A 22,013-nucleotide genomic window follows, 5' to 3' on the forward strand; every position below is an offset into this window, starting at 1 on the left:
TCACGCCGGTCACGGGAGCCCGCACGAGAGAGACCGACACGTCGCTCCGCCGCGGAATCGGGGCGTCGCAAAGCGGTCGATGACCTGGGAGCGATCGGTGACATTCCGCGAACGCACCGAGAAAAACCACCAAGGGACCACCTCGCCCACCAGCCACCTGGATCGAGACCTTTTCGCGAGGAGAACCAGTCCCACACGGAGACGAAGCGCATGAGGATCGTGTTGGCGACAGGTGAGCGCCTCGCGGGCGGGGCGGTCCGATCGCTGGAAAAATCGGGTCACGAAGTGGTTGGCGTGATTTCCCCCTATCAGGGTGTGTACCGAAGGGCGGGCCTGAATCGCCACCTGGTCCTGTTCGACCTGTTGGGTTGGGATATCCTGAAGACCTGCAAGCGCCGCGACATTCCCCTGCGCATCACCAAGCGTCTGGAAGACGGCGACATCCGCGCCTTCCTGCGCCAAATCCGCGCCGAGATGTTGGTGGTCTTCGGGTGGCCGCGGCTCATCTCGTCAAAAGTGCTGGAGTGCTTTCCGGCCGGGGCCTGCAACATCCACCCTTCCCTGCTGCCGCGACTGCGCGGCGCCGATCCCCTGTTCGCCATCATCGACGAGGCCAGCGATGGGTTCGGCATCAGCTACCACCGCCTGGCTCCGGAAATGGACGCCGGCAACCTGTACCACACGGTTTCCCTGCGCTACGATCCGAACGCCGCTTACGACGCCCATTACGCACGTCTGTTGCGGGCGATCCACCAATCGCTGCCGACCGCCGTACGCGCCATGGTCGCCCACCCCGAGGGTTCGCCCCAAAGCGGCGAGCCCACCCACGCCAAGCGGTTCCGGCAGCACATGCGCACCCTGGAACCCAGCGCGGCATTCGAGGTGTCCCGCCGCCGCACGCTGGCCTGCCAGTCCCACCATTCGCGGCTGACGGCCTGCAACGGCCGCGTCCTGGAGTTTCACGGCATGCGTCGGATCACGCCGAGCACCAAGGCGCTGGAGGAATTGTCGGTGCCGCCGATCGACGGGACGGTGTTGGAAGTGGGCTGGACGCGCATTCGAGCCATGCTGGGCGGGGAGTGGACCGAACTGAGTGGCGTTCGCGTGTTCGGCCACCCGTTCTGGATGTCGCCGCTGATCCTGCGCCAGCACATCCGGCCCGGGGACCATCTGGCCGATCGCAAGACCGTACTCGCCATGTGGCGGGGGGTCAGGGATTAGGGAAAGGCGATTCCCCCCGAGCCGTCCGCCTGAACCGGGCCGTGGCCTGACTCACCCTGTGCCTCGTGGACGCTCCCGGCGCGCCCCTTTTGGTTGCGATTCCCACGCACCACGGCTAGACTGATGAGTCCCGTGGTGGTGTTGAGCCCCGACACCGATCCGCAATCCAGCCTTATGTTCTCCCGCTTTCTTCGAGGTTACTCATGTCCAGCAGAAGCCGTGGGCGCCAGTTTGCCGTCCAGATGATCTACCAGCAAGAGTTCACCGGATACGACCTGGATCAAGTGCTCGAGCACTTTTGGAGGAACATCAACGCCGACGAAACCACCCGGGTCTTCAGTCGCCGTTTGGCGGAAGGCGTGATCGAGCGTCGCCAGGAACTGGACTTTGAGATTCAGGGCTATCTGAAGAATTGGACGCTGGACCGCATCGCGGTCCTGGACCGCATCATCCTGGAGCTGGCATTGTTCGAATTGGTCTCGGGCAAATCGGAAGTCCCCTGGCGGGTGGTCATCGACGAAGCGGTCACCCTGGCCAAGATGTTCAGCACCGACAAGAGCCCCACCTTCATCAACGGCGTGTTGCACGCCTGGTGCGCCAAGAACGTCTCCGATTTCGAAAACGCTCCGGAAACGAACGGTTCGGCGGCACGCGCCGCCCAAGCGGAGGAACCGCCCGCCCCGGGCCTGGATCACGGTTTCGAGGACGAAGACGAGGACAAGGCCCAGGCCACCGCCGAAGAGACCGAATAACGGCTTCGGATCCTCAGGTCCCGGATCGCGGCGCACGTAAAAGCAGCGCTCCGGTCACGGCCATCGCCAGAACCAAGAGCAGGCCCAGCGGGCCCAACCACCGATCCAACACCGGAATCTGCGTCCAGCGCAGGTAGTGGATCTCGTAGAGCGCGTTGATCAGACGCGTGTCCGCCCCTTTTTGCGACATGCTCAGGGTCGACCAGTACACCTCGATGCGCACCCCGGTATCGGTCACCACCGTTTGTCCCTCGACCTCCACCACGCGTCCGTAGCGCTCGCGATGACGGGTCAGCGCATCTGTCACCAGCGCCTTCAGCTCCTCGGGCGACGGCTGCCAGGCCTGGCCGGTCTCCGCACGCAGATGACGCCAAGTTCCGTTCGAGTGCACCAAGAGGTGGGTCCCGAGCACGGTGCGAATCAGGCGAATCTCGCCGGCGTCCGTGAGTGCGGGCAGTGCCGGTATCGATTCGAGCGGATAGGTCGTCGGAGTCGGCATGTCGTAGGCTGCCCCATAGCCCGGCTTGAGGAAAAAGACGAATCCGGTCGACGACCATCCGAGAAACGGCAACAACAGCGTGATGCCCATCCAGCGATGAGCCTTGCGTACATTCATGACATTCATGACATTCATGACATTCCCACCATGCTTCATCGAGTTCGAAACCCATTCATCGATACATGCCTCGGCCCGCGCGGCACATCCGCGCGACAAGGCCCATGCGACCCGACGGGGACGGGAACCCCGGTTTCGACGATTCTTGTTTCATAGCACGCGATTCACCTTGTAGAAAGCAAAACCCATGGGCTATGCTTCCAAGCGACCCGGCATAGCGCGGCACTCGGATCGAGGTTCGACGCCTTGCTTCCGGAATCGCAATTTCTCGGCACTCGTGGCCGAATTAGGACGAAAGCCATGGCAGAAAATCTTGAGAAAAAAAATCCCGAGACTGGCGACGAGGACGACGAACAGGAATTCGAAGTCGTCGAAATGGAAGATCAAGGCGGTGAAACCGAGGAATTCGTCATCATCAGCCGCTTTCCCGCAGAGGGCCACACCTACGCAGTGATGACCCTGCTCGAAGATTTCGACAATCTCAACAACATGACCGAGGAAGAATTCGATCAATACTACGGCGAAGAAAGTATTTTCTTCGTAATGCGCCAAGACGAAGAAAGTGCGTTCAGTGAGCTGGACGAAGACGAATTCACTAAAATCGAATCGATTCTCAACGAACACCTCGCTACGCTGGGCGAAGACTGAGTCACCATTCAAAGGTGCGCGGGTTCGGTTTCCCCTACCTATGGATCCCGCTGTGGTGGCTGCTCGACCAGGGCGCTAAATCCTGGGCGGCAGGCATCCACGGCGGTGTAGTGCCCCTGATTCCCGGTTTTCTGCGCGTCAATTTGGTTCACAACCACGGACTCTGGATCGGTTCAGCAACGCCCGGGTCGGCTTGGCCCACATGGCTTTCGTCAGCGGCCGTCCTCCTGCTCGTGGGTTTGGCCGTCATCACCCCGGACACCGCGGTACGCCGCCGCTGGGGGTTGAGTCTCATGCTCGGCGGCGCACTGGGAAACACCTGGGAGCGGATACGTTACGCATATGTCACCGATTTCCTCGAATTTCCGATTCTGCCTATTTTCAATCTCGCCGATGTCATGCTGTTGTCAGGCGGGCTTCTGATCATTTCCGATCTCTTCCTGGAAAAGTCGTCCATGCAGACACAATCGCCGCAAGGGGAATGACCACCCGAACACGCGTTGTTGGTTTCGACAGCACGCGCCATGGCTCCGACAGCCGCCCATCGTTTCCGAGCCGATGATCCGAGAGGTATTCCATGCACCCCATCCTATTCACCCTGTTTGGTTTCGAAGTTCCGTCCTACGGTGTGGCCCTTGTGGCTTCCTTTCTGGTGTCGGCCTGGCTGCTGCGTCGCGAAGCCGGGCGCATGAAACTGGATCCCGAAAAAATGACCGATGCGGCCGTGACCGGCCTGTTGTGGGGATTGATCGGTGCCAAGCTGTTGTTGGTCGTCGTGGAGTTCCCGGATTTTCTCGACAATCCAAAAGGTTTCTGGACGCTATTGCGATCGGCGGGCGTGATCTACGGCGGCCAGATCGGCGGCGCACTGGGTGTGATCTGGTTCATTCGGCGCCACCGTCTCCAGTTCTGGACGACCCTGGATACCATGGTCCCCTTCCTGGCGCTGGGTATCGGCCTGGGCCGGATCTCCTGCCTGCTGGCTGGCTGCTGTTACGGCGCCCATTGGGACGGGCCGCTGGCGTTGCACTTCCCGGATCACCCGCAATGCTCCGCGCCGGCCGACATCGGCCTGTTCCCCGTCCAGCCGTTCGCCATCCTGAACGGCATCGTTCTGTTCCTGATCCTGCGGACCATCCTGCGGCACCGTCAGTTTCACGGCCAGGTGCTGGCCTCCTTCCTCGGGCTCTACGGGCTGACGCGTGGTCTCTTGGAATTCGCTCGCGGCGATTCGGTGCGCGGCATCTGGTTGGGCGGCACGGTCAGCACTTCCCAATTGATTGCCTTGTGCGGTATCGTTTTGGCGGTGGCTCTCTATCAGTTCCAGCGCCGCAAGCCGTTCACCGCCGAGGCACCCGCCGGAAACGCGACCACCGAAAAGGCTTCACCTCGCCTGGCCGAGAAAAAGAACGGATAGAGCAGACCCATTCAAACGCGTGCGGACCCGATCTCGACGACACCGTCGACACGCCGGACGCGTGCACCTCAAGGAAGCGACACGTGAACGCAGAAGAATATTTCCTGGTTCCGGAACTCGAGCATCCGGAGCGACTCGACAGCTATTTGACCGACATGCTCGAGGAAGTCAGTCGTACCAAGGTCAAGAGCTGGTGCAAAGAGGGCCTCGTCACCGTCGACGGCAAGGTGCGCAAGAGCTCTTTCCAACTCCACGGCGGCGAAGAGTTGTCGCTTTCGGTGCCCGACGAAACGCCGCCGGAAACGGTGACACCGGAAAACATCCCGCTGGAAATCCTCTACGAGGACGAGGCCATCATCCTCGTGAACAAGGCGGCCGGCATGGTGGTTCACCCCGGCGCCGGCATCTATTCGGGCACCCTGGTCAACGCCCTGGCCTATCACTTCGAGCACCTGGCCACCCGTGGCGGCGACATGCGCCCCGGCATCGTTCACCGCTTGGACAAAGGCACCACCGGCCTGATTCTGGTCGCCAAGAACGACCGCGCCCATCAGAAACTGCAACAGCAGTGGCAAAATCACGAGGTGACCAAGGTCTACCAGACGCTCGTTTGGGGGATTCCCGAACCGGCCGCGGGCGAAATCGAGACCCACATGGGTCGCCACCCCCGCCTGCGCTACATGATGGCGGCCGATGTGGCCAACGGCCGTTACGCCAAGACGCGCTACAAGGTGGCCGAGCCGTTCGGCGAAGCGGCCAAGGTCAACGTGCACATCCTTACCGGCCGAACCCACCAGGTTCGCGTCCACCTGGCCCACGTCGGTCATCCGGTCGTCGGCGACGCACTGTACGGCCGCAACCGCCACCGCAACCTGGCCAAACAGTTCGAGGCCATGCCCGACTATCCAATGCTGCACGCCGCCATGTTGCGGTTCGCCCATCCGGTCGACGGCCGTGAAATGACGTTCAAACAGGCGCCGCCCCCGGCGTTCGAGGCCTGCGCCGCCGCCCTGGCCAAATGGCCCTATTGAGCGGAACCACCGTTCCCTGAACACGTTACGCCATTTCCACGGGTGGACCGCGGCCGCGTGAACACCACCGCGAATCCCGTTCGAAGGACGGCTTCTTCGGGAACGCTCGAGTCGGAAATGTTTCGCCATTGGCTCTCACGCAAATTCCCCTGAGCGCCTGTTTTTTCACTGACACACACCGGGTCTCGCGACCGCTTCGAGGCACCACCCCCCATTTTTTAATTCCTGAGCACTTTGGCCGATAGGATCTATCGTTGGGTTTCCAGAACGACAAACCGACGATCGATGATTCGCCCTAACCGGTTTCCAAATGGCTTTGCGTCCGCAGGACGACCTTGCCGGGTAGGTTCGGAGCCCATTTGTCAAACGATCCTGTGGGAACGTGTTCATGAAAGAAAACATGCATCTGGTTGGTCTCGGGGGCATCTACGCCTCGAAAACGGCCGGTGAAACCATCAAGACCATGGCGCTCGGATCCTGCGTAGGGGTCATCGCCGTGGCCCCCCGTTTACGGGCGGTCGGGATGGTGCACATCGTCCTTCCCGATTCCAAAATCGACCGACAAAAGGCCGAAACCGTGCCAGGGTACTTTGCCGACAGCGGCATTCCCGCCCTGCTCGATGCCTTTAAGAAGCTCGGTGTGAAGTCTCCTCGAGAATTGGTCATCAAATTGGCGGGCGGCGCCGCGGTCATGAAAGAGAACAATACGTTCGACATCGGTAAACGCAATATTCTGGCTTGCCGCAAGACCTTGTGGAAGAACCACATGGCCGCCATCGCCGAGGATGTGGGCGGCAGCTTCTCGCGAACGGTATGGGTGGAGGTCGACACCGGCCGCATGTTCATACAGTCGCCAGGCCGCGGGAGGTGGGAGCTATGAACGATCGAACTCGGGAAGCCATGGAGAAGTTGGACCAATTTCCACCTTTCACCAACGCCACCCTGGCCATCATCGATCTGCTGGCCAACGGCGATTACGACACGGACCAACTGGCCGCCCTGATCGAGACCGACCTCACCCTGGCCGCCCGTTGCCTGAAACAGATCAACGCCCCCATCTACGGGTTCAAAGAAGATCAGGTGACCGACATCCGCCGTGCCGTGACCCTGCTCGGTTCGGAAACCATCTACAGCATCGCTTTGGAAACCAGTCTCCAAAAAGTGTTGAAACATCCGCTGGAGGGCTACCAGGCCAAAATCGGCGAGTTTCGCCGCCACAGCCTGCGCACCGCCATCGGCGCCCGCCGCATGATGCGGTTCCTGTTCGAAGGGCGTCAGGCCGAGGAGGCCTATGCCGCCGGCTTGCTGCACGATATCGGCAAGGTGGTACTCTCGGACCTGCTCGGCAGCCGCATCGACGAAGCCCGCCAAACTCTCAAAGACCAACCCAATAAAGATTTCCTCGTTCTCGAAAAGACGCTCTTCGACCTGACACATCCGGAAATCGGCGCAACCCTGGCGAAACGCTGGAACCTGCCGCCGTCCCTTGAAACCGCCATCAGATATCACCACCGTCCGAGCGAGGCGCCACAAGAGCATCGGGATCTCTGCCTCGCCGTCCATTTCGGCGACATGTTCGCGATGATGACTGGGTCTGCAACTGAAATCGACAGTTTGGCTTACGCTTTCGATCCGGTGGTTGATACACTTATCAAACGAGATCGTCAGTGGGAATTGGTCACCTATCCCAAGTTGCTCCTGGAAATCGACGAGGAATTCCAGCGGGCCATGGGGCTGACGGACGGGAATGGAGAGAAGCACCCATGACTAAGCGCATCCTGATCGCCGACGATTCAGTAGCCGCGCGCATGATCATCAAACAGTATCTTCAGATCGTGGGCCTGCACGAAGCGGAATTCGTGGAAGTCAATCACGGCGGCCAAGCCCTGGAGCAACTCAAGGAATCGAGTTTCGACCTGATCGTGACCGACATGAACATGCCGGTGATGGATGGTCGCACCTTCATTCGCCGTCTCAAGGCCTCTCCCAGGCTGAACCAGATTCCCGTCATCATCATTTCCAGCGCGGCGAACAAGGACAACCAGGAAGCCTTCATGAAGTACGGCGCCAATTACGTAATCAGCAAACCCATCTCCCCCAACGTCCTCAACGAGGCAATCCAAGCCATTTCGAAACAAGAGGAATCCTGATGGATATTCAAGATGAAGAAGTGATCGATACCGTCGAGCAGGCGCTTTCCGAAACGTTCGAGGGACTGGCGTTCGCTCAAGTGTTCAGCCGCGAGCAGAGCATGGAGCCGATTCAGCTTCCCGGCCACGTCCTGGCATCCTACATCGATCTGCCCGACCCGTTGCACTTCCGCTTTCTGCTGGCCATTTCCTCGGAACAACTCGGCGAGTTTTTCGAAACGGCCTCGTCGGGCGCGGCGGTCACCGATCTGATCCTGCACGATTTCGTGCGGGAAATCTGCAACACGGTGGCGGGACACCTCCAGTCGAAACTGGCTCCGGAAAAGAAGGACATGATCATCGGGTTGCCCCACGATCCGGATCGCGACCAGTTGAGTGAATTGCTTACTCCGGCCGAGGATCGGGTGTTGCTGAACTTTGAAGTCGAGGAATATCAGGTCCACTGCGTCTTGGAAAGGCTGGCCTGAATTCGCGGTGTCTTCGGGGGTGTGGAGCCCCCGTTCCAAGGGCTTGCGATTCCCCGACCTCGGGGACTTCGCAACCAGGTACGAAAGTGGTATGGTGGGCCGGATGCGGTGCCAGAAGGCGTTACGGCGCAACCGTAACGGTCATGACGACCGACTCTCCGAGGGTAATCGGCTCCGAACGGGACCCGCCCGCGCTATGAATCGATCCAGTGAAAAAAGGGAGAACTGGCCTTAGATGTACAATTTTATTTTTTGGGGATTTGCCTACCTCATTACCGGAGTGGCGATTTTATTTGCCGTGCGTGGGTATCGTGCGGTGCGACGCGGCGATTACGGTTTGCATCGCACCTTGATGAACATCGCCTGCAATCTCATCCTGTTCTTCGTAGCCGCCTACGTCGTCAAGGTCCTGGTTCTGGGTCGGGAAGACAAGACGGCCTGGGAAAGCCTATACCTGTACACGCTCTATATTCACGAGGGCTTCATCGGCCTGATGTTGGTGACCGGCATCTGGGCGCGCTGGCTTTCCCACCAGTTCAAGGACACCCTGTTCAAGGACAAGCTCTCGGAAATCATGGCCAAGAAGCGCAAACTGCACGGACGTCTGGGCAAGATCTGCCTGGGCTCGGCCGGTTGCGGGCTATTCACCGCCACGATCATCCTCATCGGCATGTTCGGCAGATTGTAAGGCCCGGCAGTGCAGGGTCCGACCGGGACCGTGGCTTTTCGTATCTAGCTCCAGTTACCAGACTTCATTCATTCACGCCAAAATCGATCGATCCGAGCCGGCAGTGATGCGCGGCCGAATCCGCCGCAACTTCGGCCGTCTCGATCGCCGAGCCGGTTCTCGCCGGCGCAGGGGCGAACGCCCTTCTCGAGCCAACCAAGCCGGTCCAACCCAAATCCGCTCCAGGTTCTCGGTTGTGTTCTCTTCGCCAACTCGCTAGAATTTTTGGCAAGGTACAACACCACCAGACAATTAGGAGCCGTTTATGGTCGATTACTCCACCGACAGGGCTTTTCCGTCTCCAGGTTCGGACGAAGAAATTGCCGTCTTCCACCGGTTAATGGCCAAGCTTCCCAACATTTATCAGCGTCTTGCGAAAGATCGCAAGGTGCCCCATACGACCGTGGTCATCCCTTCCCTGTCGCTGGATCAGGCCGAGCTCTCCAAGGTCGAGGGCCACATGTATTACGAGGAGCGTCTGCTTTGTATGCTGATGCTGCTCAAACGGCCTCGTACCCGAATCGTGTTCGTCTCCTCCACCCGGATCCACCCGATCATCACCCAGTACTATCTCAACTTCCTGACCGGGGTTCCCTTCGGCCACGCCATGCGGCGCCTGATCATGTTGGACTGCAGCGACACCAGCCCCAAGCCGCTGACCCAAAAGATTCTGGAAAGCCCCTGGCTGCTCGACCGCATCCGCAAGAACATCGGCGATCCGGACCGCGCCCACCTGGTGGTGTTCAACACCACCCCGCTGGAACGCACCCTGGCCGTTCGACTCGGGATTCCGGTCTACGGGACCGATCCGGCGCTTCACTACCTGGGCAGCAAAACGGGTTGCCGTCGGATCCTCAAAGACGCGGGCATCCCGGTCCCGGAAGGTTTCGAAGACTTGGGCGGCCAGGACGACATCGTCGGCGCACTGGACGAATTGTGGCAAAAGAATCCCAGGATCAACAAAGCGGTGGTGAAGTTGAACGAAGGGTTCTCCGGCAAGGGCAACGCAATGTTCGACTATCGTCCCTTGCGCGACCACCAGAACAAATCCAATCATGAACGGAAAGAGATCATCGCCGCCGCGCTGCACAACCTGAAATTCGAAGCGAAGGATGAAACCTGGCCCCATTTCGAGTGCCAGTTCCGCAAACTGCGCGGGATCGTCGAAACCTTCATCGAAGGCGACAACAAGGATTCGCCCTCGGTTCAGGCACGCGTCAACGCCATCGGCGAACCCCAGGTGATTTCCACCCACGACCAGATCATGGGCGGCCCCACGGGCCAGATGTTCATGGGCTGTTGGTTTCCGGCGCGCCGCGATTACCGCAAGGTGTTGCAGGAGGACGGCCGCAAGGTGGCCCAGGTGCTCAGTCAAAAGGGCGTGATCGGGCGTTTTGCGGTGGATTTCATCGTGGTCCCCACCCCCAACGGCTTCGAACGCTACGCCATCGAGATCAACCTGCGCCGCGGCGGAACCACCCATCCGTTCCTGATGATGAAGTTCCTGATCGACGGCGATTACGACGAGGACAAGGGCATCTACGTCTCCACCTCGGGCCAGGAAAAATACTACCTCGCCACCGACAACCTACTGGATTCAAAGTACGTGGGCATGGGACCGGAGGACTTGATCGATGTCGCCGTGTTCCACGACCTGCACTACCACACCTTCGAGCAGGACGGGGTGGCGTTTCACATGTTCGGTTCGATGAGCCAATTCGGAAAATTGGGCATTACCTGTATCGCCAACACCCGCGAGGAAACCAAGCGGCTCCACCAGCGCACCATTGAGGTGTTGGACAACGAGGCGGTGCCGGAGGTCCGCAAACACCGCACCGCGTTCTACCTGGGTGCACCCCAGTCGATCTCGCTCTACACGGGATTTTGAACGGTTCCGGCGGTCACCGGCGGCGGCCATCCCCACGGGGTGGCCGGTCGGACGCCAGGGTCAACGAATCCTTCGATTGTCATTCGCAATTCAACCTGGCGCCGGCTGGCGTTCGCAGGTACGTCATCCTGCAGGGATGATCCCAATCATCGGGCTGGTTGCCACGGCTCTTCGCGATTCACCGTACGATCGGTTGCATCCCGTTCGTGGCCAATCCCGGAGGGATGGCCTGCCGGGTGCTTGGTTCATCATTTTATTAGAACGCGCACCTCTGGTGCGCCACCAGCAGGGACCCTGAAGGGGTCATACAAAACAGCCTAGGCGGCCCCACGATCTCGGTCATGCTCGGACTATCGTTGTTCGCGGCCAATCCTGAAGGGATGGCCAAACCCATGCTTGGTTCATCATTTTATTCGAACGCGCACCTCTGGTGCGCCACCAGCAGGGACCCTGAAGGGGTCATACAAAACAGCCTAGGCGGCCCCACGATCTCGGTCATGCTCGGACTATCGTCGTTCGCGGCCAATCCTGAAGGGATGGCCAAACCCATGTTTGGTTCATCATTCTATTAGAACGCGCACCTCTGGTGCGCCACCAGCAGGGACCCTGAAGGGGTCATACAGAACAGCGAAGGGTTAAGGAGGCAGCGCCGACGCAACCCTGGTTGCCTGGAGTTCCCGAAAACCAGCCCCAACGGGGCGGGACTACGAAGGATCCCCTCGCGATTGACGTCAACACCGTGAGGATCCACAGGGAATTCACGTCACACTCGATGGGACCCTCGCGGAGCCGCCCCTTCAGGGCTGGGGTTCGGGAACCCCCAACAACCAGGGTTACGGCGCCTTAGCGGCACCTCACCCTTCGCTGTAATGTGTCGTCCCTTCAGGACGCCTGCTGGTGGCGCGCCAGAGGCGCGCGTTTTCATATATGGTGGTCCAAACATGGAGTTGGCCATCCCTTCAGGATTGGCCGCGAACAGCGACCAACCAAACATTCGGGTGATCGTGGCCGTATGGTGGTCCAAAAATGGGGTTGGCCATCCCTTCAGCCTTCAGGATTGGCCGCGAACAGCGACCAACCAAACATTCGGGTGATCGTGGCCGACATCCATCCCGCCATCCGCCACAGCCGTTGAGTTCCAAGAACAACGACCGTTCATGCATGCGAATGGTCCCCGACGACACACAACCCATCATTCGGATGATCGCGGCCGACACCCATCCCTGCATCCAACTCGAACGAAGGGCATGCAAAATAGCGCAAGACAATCCCCGCCCCATGTCATGTCGCGTTCAAGGCGGAACCATCATCCGTTCGCAGATAAAGCCCCGCAGGCGAGGTCCGGGAGGCTCAGCCGCCTTTGGCCAGGTTCTCCAGGAAGGCCGAGTTCGACTTCGTGCGCGCCAAACGCTCGCACAACAACTCCATCGCCTCCGTCGCCGACAGCGGATTGAGTACCTTGCGCAGGACCCAAAGCCGGTTGAGCTCCATCTTGGACAGCAACAGCTCCTCTTTGCGGGTGCCGGAGCGGGAAATGTCGATGGCCGGGAAAACACGGCGATCGCTGAGCTTGCGGTCGAGAATGACCTCCATGTTGCCGGTTCCCTTGAATTCTTCGAAAATGACGTCGTCCATGCGGCTGCCGGTTTCCACCAGCGCCGTGGCGATGATCGTCAGGCTGCCGCCGCCCTCGATGTTGCGGGCCGCCCCGAAAAAACGCTTGGGACGCTGCAACGCGTTGGAGTCCACACCGCCGCTGAGCACCTTGCCGCTGGGTGGAACGATGGTGTTGTAGGCGCGCGCCAGACGCGTGATCGAATCGAGCAGGATGACCACGTCCTTTTTGTATTCCACCAGACGCTTGGCCTTTTCGATCACCATCTCGGCGACCTGCACGTGGCGGTTCGCCGGCTCGTCGAAAGTCGAGCTGATCACCTCTCCGTCCACCGAACGCTCCATGTCGGTGACTTCCTCGGGCCGTTCGTCGATCAACAGGACGATCAGGTAGATCTCGGGATGGTTCTTGGTAATGGAATTGGCGATGCTCTGCAACAACATGGTCTTACCGGTACGCGGCGGGGCCACGATCAATCCGCGTTGACCCTTGCCCAAGGGCGTCATCAAGTCCATGACACGACCGGAAAGGTTGTCGGGTTGCACTTCCAGGCTGATGCGCGCTTCGGGATAGAGCGGAACCAGGTTGTCGAAAAAGATCTTCTCGTGGGTCTTCTCGGGAATGTCGAAGTTGATGGCCTCGATCTTGATCAGCGCGAAAAATTTCTCGCCTTCCTTGGGCGGGCGAATCTGGCCGCTGACCGTATCGCCGGTCTGCAAGTTGAATTTGCGGATCTGCGACGGCGAGACGTAAACGTCGTCCGGCCCGGGCAGGTAGTTGTAATCCGGCGCGCGCAGGAAGCCGTAACCCTCCGGCAGAATTTCCAAAACCCCTTCGCTGAACATCAAGCCGCTCTTTTCGGTGTGGGCCTGCAGGATGCGGAAGATCAGTTCCTGCTTGCGCAGCCCGGCGATGCTCTGAAGCTTTAGCTTCTTGGCTTGACCAACCAGTTGTTCAATGCTCATTTCTTTGAGTTCTGAAATATTCATGACGCATCCTTTTCCTGGTTAATCCGACTTTTGGTCTCCTCGAATGCCTGGTTCAAAAAAGCCCAAATCTCCCGTATCCCCAGGCCACTCTCCGAGGAGGTGGCGATCAAGCTGCCTTCATCCATGCCCAGTGATTTCGCGATGTTGCGGCGATGTTGCGCAATTTTGTTCCGGGAAAGTTTATCCGCCTTGGTAAGTATGATGCGAAAAGACAGATCGCTTTGTTGGAGCCATTCGATCATCTGGCGGTCCTGCGCGGTGGGATCGTGCCGAATGTCCAACAACTGGAACACCGATCCGATGAATGGCGTGTCCGTAAGGTAAGTGTCAATCAACCGTCCCCATTTTTCCTGTTCCTTTTTGCTGACCCGTGCAAATCCGTAACCCGGAATATCCACGAAAAAAAATTGATCGTTGATCAGAAAATAATTGAGCAACCTGGTTTTCCCGGGCGTGCGAGAAGTTTTCGCCAACCCCTTCCGATTGAGCAGGCAGTTGAGCAAACTGGACTTCCCCACATTCGAGCGGCCAGAAAACACAAAATGAGGGATCGGCCTTTTCAATAAGCCGCTCGGATCAGCCACGGATTTCACAAAGACAGCAGAGCGTACTTGCATCGTTCCTCAAATGCGCCGCGAAAGATTGACAAGGTTCAATTTTTGACAAAAGGGTGAATTTAAATCGTAGCTTACAGGAAAAACAAAGACCCTGCAAGGCGCGATTTGGACGGGGGGGAGATGGTGGGGAGGGAATGGGAAGGCGGGAGACGCGTGACGCGCGAATCCGGCCCGCGGGCGCGGACCGGTCGAGAGGCCGGTGAACTCAGCCGGCGATGTCTTCCACGATGGAAAACTTGAGATTTTTGGTGCGAATCATCTCGGCGCTGACATTCAATTCGGTGGCCGATTTCATGCTGGGCAGTTCGAACAGGTAATCCAGCATGAGGTCTTCCATGATCAATCGCAACCCACGGGCGCCGAGCTTGCGCTCGATCGCCTGACGGGCGATCAGGGCGATCGCGTCCTTGTGGAACTTGAGGGTCACGCCTTCCATCTCGAACATCTTCTGGTACTGTTTGATCAGCGCGTTCTTGGGTTCGGTGAGAATGCGGGCCAGATCTTCCTCTTCGAGCGGCTCCAACTGGGCGATGACCGGAATACGGCCGACAAATTCGGGAATCAATCCGAATTTGATCAGATCTTCCGGTTCGACCTGTTCCAGAATCGCCTTTTCGTCGAATTTGGAGCGAGCCTGGGGTTTGGCGTTGAACCCGAGCGTCTTCTTGCCGAGCCGCTTTTCGATAATTTTTTCCAAGCCGACGAAGGCGCCGCCCGCGACAAACAAAATGTTGGAAGTATCCAACTGGTAGAATTCCTGATGGGGATGCTTGCGGCCACCCTGGGGCGGCACGTTGGCCACGGTCCCTTCGAGAATCTTGAGCAGGGCCTGCTGAACACCTTCGCCGCTGACGTCGCGCGTGATGCTCGGGTTCTCGGACTTGCGGGAGATCTTGTCGATCTCATCGATGTAGATGATGCCGCGTTGGGCTTTTTCGATGTCGTAATCGGCGGCCTGAAGCAGGCGCAGCAGGATGTTCTCCACATCCTCACCCACGTAACCGGCCTCGGTGAGCGTGGTGGCGTCGACGATGGCGAACGGGACTTCGAGGATCTTGGCCAGCGTGCGCGCCAGCAAGGTCTTGCCCGTACCGGTGTTGCCGATCATCAGGATGTTGCTCTTTTCCAGTTCGACATCGTCTTTTTTGGGTTTTGGCAGGGAGATGCGCTTGTAGTGCAGGTAGACCGACACGGCCAGTTTCCGCTTGGCCTGATCCTGCCCCAACACGTAATCGTCGAGAAAACGCTTGAGCTCGGTCGGAGTATAGAGCTGAGGCTGGCGAGGAGCTTCATAGATCTGATCTTCCTGAGCGATGTCGTAACAAACCGCGACACACTCGTCGCAGATATAGACATCCGGCCCCGCGATCAGTTTTTTGACTTCGCGCTGGCTTTTGTTACAGAAAGAGCACTTCAAATCTCTCGTCGATTTCATAGACTTCTACACTCCATACTGGTCGTTACTTAACTTTATCAGGAAACATCGTGAGAGCCCAATCAGGACTTTAGATCTCTACGCGTGATGACGTTGTCCACGATTCCGTAATCCACGGCCTCCTGGGCACCCATGATGTAATCACGGTCCGAATCTTTCTGAATTTTTTTCAAAGATTGGCCCGTGAATTCCGCCAACATTTTGTTCAGTTGATCTTTCATACGCAAAATCTCGCGTGCGTGGATCTCGATGTCGCTGGCCTGACCCTGGGCGCCGCCCAGCGGCTGGTGGATCAAAACCCGGGCGTTCGGCAGGCAGTAGCGCTTGCCCTTGGTGCCGGCCGCCAACAAAAAGGCCCCCATGCTGGCCGCTTGACCCACGCAGATGGTGGATACGTCCTGGCGCACCAGGTTCATGGTGTCGAAGATCGCCATGCCCGCGGTGATGCTGCCGCCGGGCGAATTGATATAGATGTTGGTATCGCGCTCGGGATCTTCCGCTTCCAGGAACAGAAGCTGGGAGACCACCAAGTTGGCCACGTGATCGTTGATCGGCTCACCGATGAAAATGATGCCGTCTTTGAGGAGGCGAGAATAAATATCGTAGCTGCGCTCACCACGACTGGTCTGTTCGACCACCACAGGTACCAATGGCATACAAACTCCTTTGACGTTGCGATTTCAACCCTATGCGAAAAACCGGGCCGCCGACGAGGACCGCTCACCCGTTTGGCAAGCCAACACCGGGTAAGCGGAATCCATTCCGGCAACGGTCAGGCTTCGGACGACACCTCGGCCTCGGAAGAAGTGGCGTCGTCGCCGGATGCTTCAACCTTGGTCTCGGCTTCCTCGGAACCGTGCGCGTGATCGCAATCGGGACCGTGTTCGTGCTCCGGTTCCGGCTCAGGCTCCTTGGTCAGTTCGTCGACTTTTACAATTTTAGCCTCTCCGACCACGGCATCCAATGCTTTCCGACGTAAAATCACCTGCTCGAGGAAACGAAGATCGCCGCGACCTTCCAGCTCTTCACGCAGTTCCTCCAGGGATTTCTCCTCTTCCTGGGTTTGGTTCAGGTAATCCTGGAGCTCCTCGTTCAGTTCCTCTTCGGCGACCGTCAGGTCCAGTTCGGCGGTGACGGCGTCCAGGAACACGTCGGTGCGCACCTTCTGAGCGGCACTGGGCACGAAGCGCGACATCATGCCTTCGAGCATCTTCTGCATGTCGGGCGAATCGCCCAGGTACTGCATGTAGGGCATGACCTGTTGGCGCACCATCATTTCGGCTTCGCCGTAGACGGCGCTGGGCGGCACTTCGAATTCGTAATCGTCGAGGATTTTGGACATCAGGCGCATTTCGGTGCTGTTCTTCTCGTCCTCCTCGAGTTGCTCGAGGATCTCTTCACGGGTCTTGGCCCTGAACGCGGCCAGATCCTCGTGTCCCAAGTTCTTGGCGAAGGTATCGTCGAGTTCGGGCGCTTCGTGACGCTGGATCTTCTCGATATCCACGTAGAGGCGCACCTTCTTGCCCTGCCATTCCTTGAAGGCGTCGTCCTCCGGTCCCTCGAACTCGTCTTCCACGGTATCGCCCAGGTTGGCGCCCTTGACCATATCCGCCAGGAACGGATGGGTGTGCTCTTTACCCAGGTAGACCACGTATTTTTCGATGTCGGTGACGGTCTCGTCGGTCTCGCCGTCGATGGCGGTCAGGGCGACGGTGACCTCATCCCCGTCTTCGGCGGCGCGATCCGTGATGTCCTGGTGCTTGGTGGCGCTCTTGACGAAGCCCTCCAGTTTCTCGTTGACCATTTCGTCGGTCGCGGATACGTTGAGCGACTCGACTTCCACGCCCTTCCAGTCCTTCAACTCGATCTCGGGCAGAACCTCGATCACGGCGGTGAAGCCGAACGATTCCTTGTGCTTGAGATCGGCATCGGCGAGGCGGGGCTGGCCGGCGGCGCGAAGGTCTTTTTCCTTGATCACATCTTTCATGGTCTCGGGCACCACGCGCTGGGCCAAATCGGAAATGATCTCGCTACGGTAACGCTTCAACAAAATAGCGGTGGGGGCTTTTCCCTTGCGGAAGCCGGGAAGGTTGGCGTACTTGGTAATTTCTTTAAACGTAGCGGAAAAATGAGACGAGACCTTGTCCCAGGGCAAAGTCACCTCGACAGAAACCAAAATAGGACTCTTTTCCGTGATGTTGATCTGCATGAACTTGTCCTTGTGCTGGAAGTAAATGTGGTGGGCCTTGAAGCTGGATCCCGATGTGTCACATCGACCCCCGCAGTCTAATTTGCGTGGCCTGTCACCGAGAACGCATGTATTGAGATGGTGCGAGAGGAGGGACTCGAACCCTCACGAGCAAGCTCGCCAGAACCTAAATCTGGTGCGTCTACCAATTCCGCCACCCTCGCACGGGTCGGGACTATGGAGCGAAACCACACGTAACTTTTAGCGAATACCACGTTTCAAATAGCTCCAGTTCCCGGAAGACCAAACCGATTGGCGGGAGCGGGCAGCATGCGTTACTGGCCAACCCGCGTTCCGAGCCGTTTAAGTATACACGAATTGACCTAAACGTAAAACGCCAAGTTCAAAAGGCCCGAAATCAGCCGTGTATGCCGCGCTACGACTCACTTTTCGGTGTGTGCCGGACCCAGAAAACAGGCGTTGAACAAGAGCGGTGCGAGCCCCTTGGTGAACCCTCGGTAGAAGGGGTTTTCGGTAAAGGCGATTACCTGGCCGCGCCCGGCCGATTGGACCAGGGCGAAGGGTTTGTGGGCGAACTGGCGCAGGGTGTCCTCGGGCACGTAGCCGCTGACCCCCAATTGCTCGCCGGCCACGAATCGACCCACGTTGCGACCCTGGTCGAGACGCAGGGGGCGCAGCACCCGGCTGGAGGACACCATGACCGGCTGGCGCTCACGCACCCCGAAGGCCAACCAATGATGGGTATCGAACTCGGCCATCATCAGGGCGCCGTAGACCTTTTCCGGTTGTTCGCGGCGCGGCAACACCATTTCGGCGGGCTCGTCTTCGAGCACTTTGGGATGGGCGACCGCATCGCCACTGTCGACCACACCGCCTTTCATTTCCACGGCACTGGCCAGCAAACCCACCGATTCGTGCATCAGCCACTCGGCGGAAGCGCCCACCGCCACCAGAACCCCGCCGTTGCGCGTCCAGCGAACCAGGCGCCGCGTTTCCGTCGGGCCCAGACGGCGTTTCCAGGCATGCGCGCCGGCCGACGGCATCAGCAGCACGTCGAATTCGGTCAGGTCCACGTCGCCGAGCGAGCCTACGCGCAGAATCGTGGCCGCATAACCCAACTCCCGCTCCAGGTAGTACCGCAGCCATCCCGCCGAGAGCTGCTGGACCGGCTGATCCCACAACAACCCGATGCGCGGTGCCTTCAGCCATTTCACGGCCCGCGAACCCAGCCCCGGACCCTCGTCGAACCAACTTTGGTCGATGCCCACCAGATCGGCCTGGTGACGGTCACAGGCGCCCAGGACCCGAGTCTTCACATCCGCGGGGTTCCCGTTCACCCGCACCACCAGGGTGCCGGGGGCGAAGGTGCGCTCGTCCTGGCGAATGATCTTGGTGGTGAACGACAGGCGAACGCCCTGATTCAGGAGCGTGGCGGCCACCGCGCCGGTTTGGGATCCGTTGGGAATCAGGTAGGCGAGGTGCGCATCCAGGTTGTGACGCACCGGCGTGATCGAGAATTCGGTCTGGCCGGTGCCGCGCCAGCCGTTCCCGGTGGCGTACCGCACCGGGACGCCGTAACAGAAGGGGAGCGACCAGGCGGTGATGTCGAAGATCTCGGCGCGCTCGCGGCGCTCGTAGCGACGTCGTTGCTGTTCGAGGAATTCGGCATCGAGCGGCAGTTCATCGACCAACAGCGAGCGCGCCAGCCGACCCGCCGGTTGATCGAGCCGAACCAACAGCGCGCCCTCGGGAATATCTTCCTTGCGCGATGGTCCACGCAGCCGTTCCTTGACGTTGAGGTTGCGAATGCGCTGACTCACCCGCTCGACCTCGACGCCCTGGTCGGCCAGCAGGCGACCCAACGCCACCAGGCGCCCGGGATCCTCACCGGGCAGCAGAAAGATCTGCTTCTCTTCGTATTCTTCGCTACCGTTGCCCGAGTGCTGGCGCATTTCATAAAAGAAGGAGAGATAGCGAAGCCGTCTCGCCGCCGCATGGCGCACCACCGCGAGACCGGCGACGGCCTGATGGGCGACCGCGTCGGCATAGGTCAGAATGGACCCGTCGCGACGGCGGTAGCGCAGTCCCCGCGAGCTGGCCTGCTCGAACAGCACGCCGATGGACCCCTGCAGGCTGGGCCACGTTTCGCCGTAGCCCGGATAGAAACCGTCGAATACCTCTCCATGAAAATAGTCGATGCGGCGGCTGTCGAATTCCTTGGCGATGGCCTGGCCAAGGTCCGCGTAGGCGTCGGACATGGATTTGGGCAGCACGGGGTTGATCGGCGCTGCCGGTTGTGCGGCAAAAAACGAAGACTCGCCGGACATCTCGTGACGGTCGATGGTGATGTGCGGGAACCAATCCAGGTAGGCCTCGATCTTGACGCGGGTTTCCACCTGGGTGAGCGCGAACCAATCGCGGTTGAGATCGAAGAGGTAGTGATTGAGGCGGCCCGCCGGCCAGGGCTGGTCGCGCTCGGCCGCACGTGGATGGGCGTCGCCGCCCGGCACGCGATTTTGCCGCGAATACTGGATGAAGCGGTCGCGACCGTCGGGATTCTGCATCAGCTCGAACGCCACCACGACCTGATCGAGCATGGCCTTCACGGCGGGATCCTCCGAGGCGGCCAGGTGATAGGCCGTAAACAGGCCCGCATCGGTTCCCGAGGGCTCGTCGCCATGCACGGATTCGAAGAACCAGACCAGCACCGGCAGGTCGGCGGCCAGGGCGTCGAAGGTCGCGCGATCGGTGATGCGCGGGTCGGCAATCGCGCGATAACTCTGCTGCAGGCTGTCCAGACGTTTCTGGTTGTCGGCCGAGGTCACCATCAGCAATGCCATGTCGCGCCCTTCCCACGACTTGCCGCGCACTTGCAGCGAAACGCGGGGCGACGCCTCGGCCAAGGCCGCTGCATAGCGCAGCACCTCGTGACTCATGGTCATTCCGGCGCCGAAATCGAAGCCCAGCACCTCATTCAAATCGGGAATCGAATCCTTGTGTCGGAGTTCGCCCAGAACGGCCCGGGAGAAGTCGGTCCGATCGTCGGTCACGTTCGTCATATGCATGGCATTCACCCAGGAAAAACTTGCGAGCCACAGGAAGAACAGTTTGAACCATAGACGGTTTTGCAAACATTTCGAGAAACGAAAAACAGAAAGGCGGCCATTCATGATCGGTCTCATCACCTCGAATAAAGCTCAGGGGTCCAACGAACACGACGAAGCCGCGGGGTCGACAGGCTGTGCGGACATGCGGACGGCGCCTCATTTCGAATTCGCGGTGATTTCGCCTGCGGCCATCTTAACACGTCGCTCTCCACATCCAGCCGAACACCTGGGTCCATTCGGGTTCCAGTCACTTCAGACCACCTCTGCGGCGCATTCGCGTACCGCCTCGACCGTTTCGGCGGCGGGAACGATTTCGATCACGCTGATCGCCGGCGGGCAGCGAAACCGCAGGGGCAGCAGGGTATAACCCAACCCCTGGCTGGTGTGAACCGGATTGCCCTCCACCACGCAGAGCTCTTTGCCCAAGAACTCGAAGCCGCGCATTTGCGGCAGGTAGATCGGCCCCACCAGCGGGAATCGAACCTGGCCGCCGTGCAGGTGACCGGCCAGCATCAAATCCACCGCGTTCGGCGGCAGTTGGCGAACGTAGCTCGGCTGATGCGAGAGCAAGATACGAAAATCGCAGCCTTCGCGCGGGAACAGCTCGGCGGGCACGGGCCGGCCCATGGTGTAGTAATCTTCGATGCCGCCGAGACGTACCCGCAGGCCTCCGATATCCAGGGAGACCACCTCACCGCACAACAGCCGAATGCCGCAGTCTTCGAGGATCGCGCGGATCGCGTCCACATCGTCGTCGTAATCGTGATTGCCCAGCACGCCGTAGGTCGGCACGGCTTGGTGCAGTTCGCGGAACAGCGGCATGATGCGGCGCATCTCCCCCAGGCTGCTGTGAAAAAAATCGCCGGTCCACAGGATCAGGTCGGGACGCTCTGCGAGGCTGCGCTCGACGACGGAACACACGAAGGACTCGGTGGTCCAGGCGGCGCAATGCAGGTCGGACAGATGAACCATGCGCAACCGCGCAGGCCAGCCGACGCGTTTGCGCGCGAACCGCCACAGCACCGGCCGACGCGGTAACAAACGCTTCGCGAGTGGCGCGATCCAACGTTCGAGCAAGGGATAATGGCGATGGCCGGGAATGATTTTCAACGACATCCGGCCCC

At 59.6% G+C, this 22,013-nt stretch carries 20 protein-coding genes and 1 tRNA gene; 12 read left to right on the top strand and 9 right to left on the bottom strand.

The features are described from left to right. Positions 1 to 210: 210 nt before the first annotated feature. Positions 211 to 1,221, top strand: a complete 1,011-nt coding sequence (locus tag J3U87_RS09765; protein ID WP_237382858.1) for a formyltransferase family protein — start codon at positions 211 to 213, stop codon at positions 1,219 to 1,221. A gap of 203 nt (positions 1,222 to 1,424) precedes the next feature. After that, positions 1,425 to 1,973 (top strand): transcription antitermination factor NusB, encoded by a 549-nt coding sequence (gene nusB, locus J3U87_RS09770; protein WP_237382859.1) that lies wholly within the window; start codon positions 1,425 to 1,427, stop codon positions 1,971 to 1,973. 13 nt (positions 1,974 to 1,986) lie between these two features. Here nusB and J3U87_RS09775 read toward each other — a convergent pair whose 3' ends face one another. After that, positions 1,987 to 2,607, bottom strand: coding sequence for a PepSY domain-containing protein (locus tag J3U87_RS09775; RefSeq protein WP_237382860.1), 621 nt, complete (start codon positions 2,605 to 2,607; stop codon positions 1,987 to 1,989). 282 nt (positions 2,608 to 2,889) lie between these two features. Here J3U87_RS09775 and J3U87_RS09780 point away from each other — a divergent pair, with 282 nt between their 5' ends. The 10 genes from J3U87_RS09780 to J3U87_RS09825 all read left to right on the top strand — a co-directional run bounded on the left by J3U87_RS09780 (position 2,890) and on the right by J3U87_RS09825 (position 10,917). After that, a complete protein-coding gene (locus tag J3U87_RS09780) occupies positions 2,890 to 3,237 on the top strand; it encodes a hypothetical protein (protein ID WP_237382861.1) in 348 nt (115 codons plus the stop codon). 14 nt (positions 3,238 to 3,251) lie between these two features. Continuing rightward, a complete protein-coding gene (locus tag J3U87_RS09785) occupies positions 3,252 to 3,722 on the top strand; it encodes a signal peptidase II (RefSeq protein WP_237382862.1) in 471 nt (156 codons plus the stop codon). Positions 3,723 to 3,814: 92 nt separating this feature from the next. Then, positions 3,815 to 4,654 (top strand): prolipoprotein diacylglyceryl transferase, encoded by an 840-nt coding sequence (locus tag J3U87_RS09790; protein ID WP_237382863.1) that lies wholly within the window; start codon positions 3,815 to 3,817, stop codon positions 4,652 to 4,654. Positions 4,655 to 4,737: 83 nt separating this feature from the next. Continuing rightward, the gene (locus tag J3U87_RS09795; protein WP_237382864.1) at positions 4,738 to 5,685 is read left to right on the top strand and encodes an RluA family pseudouridine synthase; all 948 of its coding nucleotides are present in this window, start codon (positions 4,738 to 4,740) and stop codon (positions 5,683 to 5,685) included. 388 nt (positions 5,686 to 6,073) lie between these two features. Then, complete coding sequence (locus J3U87_RS09800; RefSeq protein WP_237382865.1) at positions 6,074 to 6,565, top strand: chemotaxis protein CheD; 492 nt, start codon at positions 6,074 to 6,076, stop codon at positions 6,563 to 6,565. Then, positions 6,562 to 7,452: an HDOD domain-containing protein gene (locus J3U87_RS09805; RefSeq protein ID WP_237382866.1), complete on the top strand. Its 891-nt coding sequence runs from the start codon at positions 6,562 to 6,564 to the stop codon at positions 7,450 to 7,452. Before J3U87_RS09800 ends, J3U87_RS09805 begins: the two co-directional genes overlap by 4 nt. Further along, positions 7,449 to 7,835 carry a response regulator gene (locus tag J3U87_RS09810; protein WP_237382867.1) on the top strand — a complete coding sequence of 129 codons (387 nt, stop codon included), beginning with the start codon at positions 7,449 to 7,451 and terminating at the stop codon, positions 7,833 to 7,835. Before J3U87_RS09805 ends, J3U87_RS09810 begins: the two co-directional genes overlap by 4 nt. Continuing rightward, positions 7,835 to 8,302: a hypothetical protein gene (locus tag J3U87_RS09815; protein ID WP_237382868.1), complete on the top strand. Its 468-nt coding sequence runs from the start codon at positions 7,835 to 7,837 to the stop codon at positions 8,300 to 8,302. Before J3U87_RS09810 ends, J3U87_RS09815 begins: the two co-directional genes overlap by 1 nt. Before the next feature lie 235 nt (positions 8,303 to 8,537). Beyond that, entirely contained in the window at positions 8,538 to 8,990 is a 453-nt protein-coding gene (locus J3U87_RS09820; RefSeq protein WP_237382869.1) for a DUF420 domain-containing protein, read from the top strand. A 304-nt stretch (positions 8,991 to 9,294) separates the two neighbouring features. Next, positions 9,295 to 10,917, top strand: coding sequence for a peptide ligase PGM1-related protein (locus J3U87_RS09825; protein WP_237382870.1), 1,623 nt, complete (start codon positions 9,295 to 9,297; stop codon positions 10,915 to 10,917). A gap of 1,350 nt (positions 10,918 to 12,267) precedes the next feature. On the opposite strand, the gene rho is transcribed toward J3U87_RS09825, so the two are convergent. From rho to J3U87_RS09865, 8 genes are all read right to left on the bottom strand, one after another. Further along, positions 12,268 to 13,521, bottom strand: a complete 1,254-nt coding sequence (gene rho / locus J3U87_RS09830) for a transcription termination factor Rho (protein WP_237382871.1) — start codon at positions 13,519 to 13,521, stop codon at positions 12,268 to 12,270. Beyond that, a complete protein-coding gene (gene yihA, locus J3U87_RS09835) occupies positions 13,518 to 14,138 on the bottom strand; it encodes a ribosome biogenesis GTP-binding protein YihA/YsxC (RefSeq protein ID WP_237382872.1) in 621 nt (206 codons plus the stop codon). The genes rho and yihA overlap by 4 nt, the downstream gene beginning before the upstream one ends. Before the next feature lie 205 nt (positions 14,139 to 14,343). Then, positions 14,344 to 15,573 carry an ATP-dependent Clp protease ATP-binding subunit ClpX gene (gene clpX, locus J3U87_RS09840; protein ID WP_237382873.1) on the bottom strand — a complete coding sequence of 410 codons (1,230 nt, stop codon included), beginning with the start codon at positions 15,571 to 15,573 and terminating at the stop codon, positions 14,344 to 14,346. Positions 15,574 to 15,635: 62 nt separating this feature from the next. After that, the gene (gene clpP / locus J3U87_RS09845; protein ID WP_237382874.1) at positions 15,636 to 16,229 is read right to left on the bottom strand and encodes an ATP-dependent Clp endopeptidase proteolytic subunit ClpP; all 594 of its coding nucleotides are present in this window, start codon (positions 16,227 to 16,229) and stop codon (positions 15,636 to 15,638) included. A 116-nt stretch (positions 16,230 to 16,345) separates the two neighbouring features. After that, positions 16,346 to 17,782 (bottom strand): trigger factor, encoded by a 1,437-nt coding sequence (gene tig / locus J3U87_RS09850; protein ID WP_237382875.1) that lies wholly within the window; start codon positions 17,780 to 17,782, stop codon positions 16,346 to 16,348. A 118-nt stretch (positions 17,783 to 17,900) separates the two neighbouring features. Further along, positions 17,901 to 17,985, bottom strand: a tRNA-Leu gene (locus J3U87_RS09855). Positions 17,986 to 18,204: 219 nt separating this feature from the next. Further along, complete coding sequence (locus J3U87_RS09860) at positions 18,205 to 20,847, bottom strand: M14 family metallopeptidase (protein ID WP_237382876.1); 2,643 nt, start codon at positions 20,845 to 20,847, stop codon at positions 18,205 to 18,207. A 294-nt stretch (positions 20,848 to 21,141) separates the two neighbouring features. Beyond that, positions 21,142 to 22,005, bottom strand: coding sequence for a metallophosphoesterase (locus J3U87_RS09865; protein ID WP_237382877.1), 864 nt, complete (start codon positions 22,003 to 22,005; stop codon positions 21,142 to 21,144). Positions 22,006 to 22,013: the final 8 nt, after the last annotated feature.

Origin of the sequence: Sulfidibacter corallicola (genome assembly GCF_017498545.1) — a bacterium.
Classification (GTDB): domain Bacteria; phylum Acidobacteriota; class Holophagae; order Acanthopleuribacterales; family Acanthopleuribacteraceae; genus Sulfidibacter; species Sulfidibacter corallicola.

What these genes read in the sequence shown, in the direction of transcription:
- J3U87_RS09765 (WP_237382858.1), top strand. Translation starts at nt 211, where the DNA reads ATGAGGATCGTGTTGGCGACAGGTGAGCGCCTCGCGGGCGGGGCGGTC.
- nusB (WP_237382859.1), top strand. Translation starts at nt 1,425, where the DNA reads ATGTCCAGCAGAAGCCGTGGGCGCCAGTTTGCCGTCCAGATGATCTAC.
- J3U87_RS09775 (WP_237382860.1), bottom strand. Translation starts at nt 2,607, where the DNA reads ATGAATGTCATGAATGTCATGAATGTACGCAAGGCTCATCGCTGGATG.
- J3U87_RS09780 (WP_237382861.1), top strand. Translation starts at nt 2,890, where the DNA reads ATGGCAGAAAATCTTGAGAAAAAAAATCCCGAGACTGGCGACGAGGAC.
- J3U87_RS09790 (WP_237382863.1), top strand. Translation starts at nt 3,815, where the DNA reads ATGCACCCCATCCTATTCACCCTGTTTGGTTTCGAAGTTCCGTCCTAC.
- J3U87_RS09800 (WP_237382865.1), top strand. Translation starts at nt 6,074, where the DNA reads ATGAAAGAAAACATGCATCTGGTTGGTCTCGGGGGCATCTACGCCTCG.
- J3U87_RS09805 (WP_237382866.1), top strand. Translation starts at nt 6,562, where the DNA reads ATGAACGATCGAACTCGGGAAGCCATGGAGAAGTTGGACCAATTTCCA.
- J3U87_RS09810 (WP_237382867.1), top strand. Translation starts at nt 7,449, where the DNA reads ATGACTAAGCGCATCCTGATCGCCGACGATTCAGTAGCCGCGCGCATG.
- J3U87_RS09815 (WP_237382868.1), top strand. Translation starts at nt 7,835, where the DNA reads ATGGATATTCAAGATGAAGAAGTGATCGATACCGTCGAGCAGGCGCTT.
- J3U87_RS09820 (WP_237382869.1), top strand. Translation starts at nt 8,538, where the DNA reads ATGTACAATTTTATTTTTTGGGGATTTGCCTACCTCATTACCGGAGTG.
- J3U87_RS09825 (WP_237382870.1), top strand. Translation starts at nt 9,295, where the DNA reads ATGGTCGATTACTCCACCGACAGGGCTTTTCCGTCTCCAGGTTCGGAC.
- rho (WP_237382871.1), bottom strand. Translation starts at nt 13,521, where the DNA reads ATGAATATTTCAGAACTCAAAGAAATGAGCATTGAACAACTGGTTGGT.
- yihA (WP_237382872.1), bottom strand. Translation starts at nt 14,138, where the DNA reads ATGCAAGTACGCTCTGCTGTCTTTGTGAAATCCGTGGCTGATCCGAGC.
- clpX (WP_237382873.1), bottom strand. Translation starts at nt 15,573, where the DNA reads ATGAAATCGACGAGAGATTTGAAGTGCTCTTTCTGTAACAAAAGCCAG.
- clpP (WP_237382874.1), bottom strand. Translation starts at nt 16,229, where the DNA reads ATGCCATTGGTACCTGTGGTGGTCGAACAGACCAGTCGTGGTGAGCGC.
- tig (WP_237382875.1), bottom strand. Translation starts at nt 17,782, where the DNA reads ATGCAGATCAACATCACGGAAAAGAGTCCTATTTTGGTTTCTGTCGAG.
- J3U87_RS09860 (WP_237382876.1), bottom strand. Translation starts at nt 20,847, where the DNA reads ATGCATATGACGAACGTGACCGACGATCGGACCGACTTCTCCCGGGCC.
- J3U87_RS09865 (WP_237382877.1), bottom strand. Translation starts at nt 22,005, where the DNA reads ATGTCGTTGAAAATCATTCCCGGCCATCGCCATTATCCCTTGCTCGAA.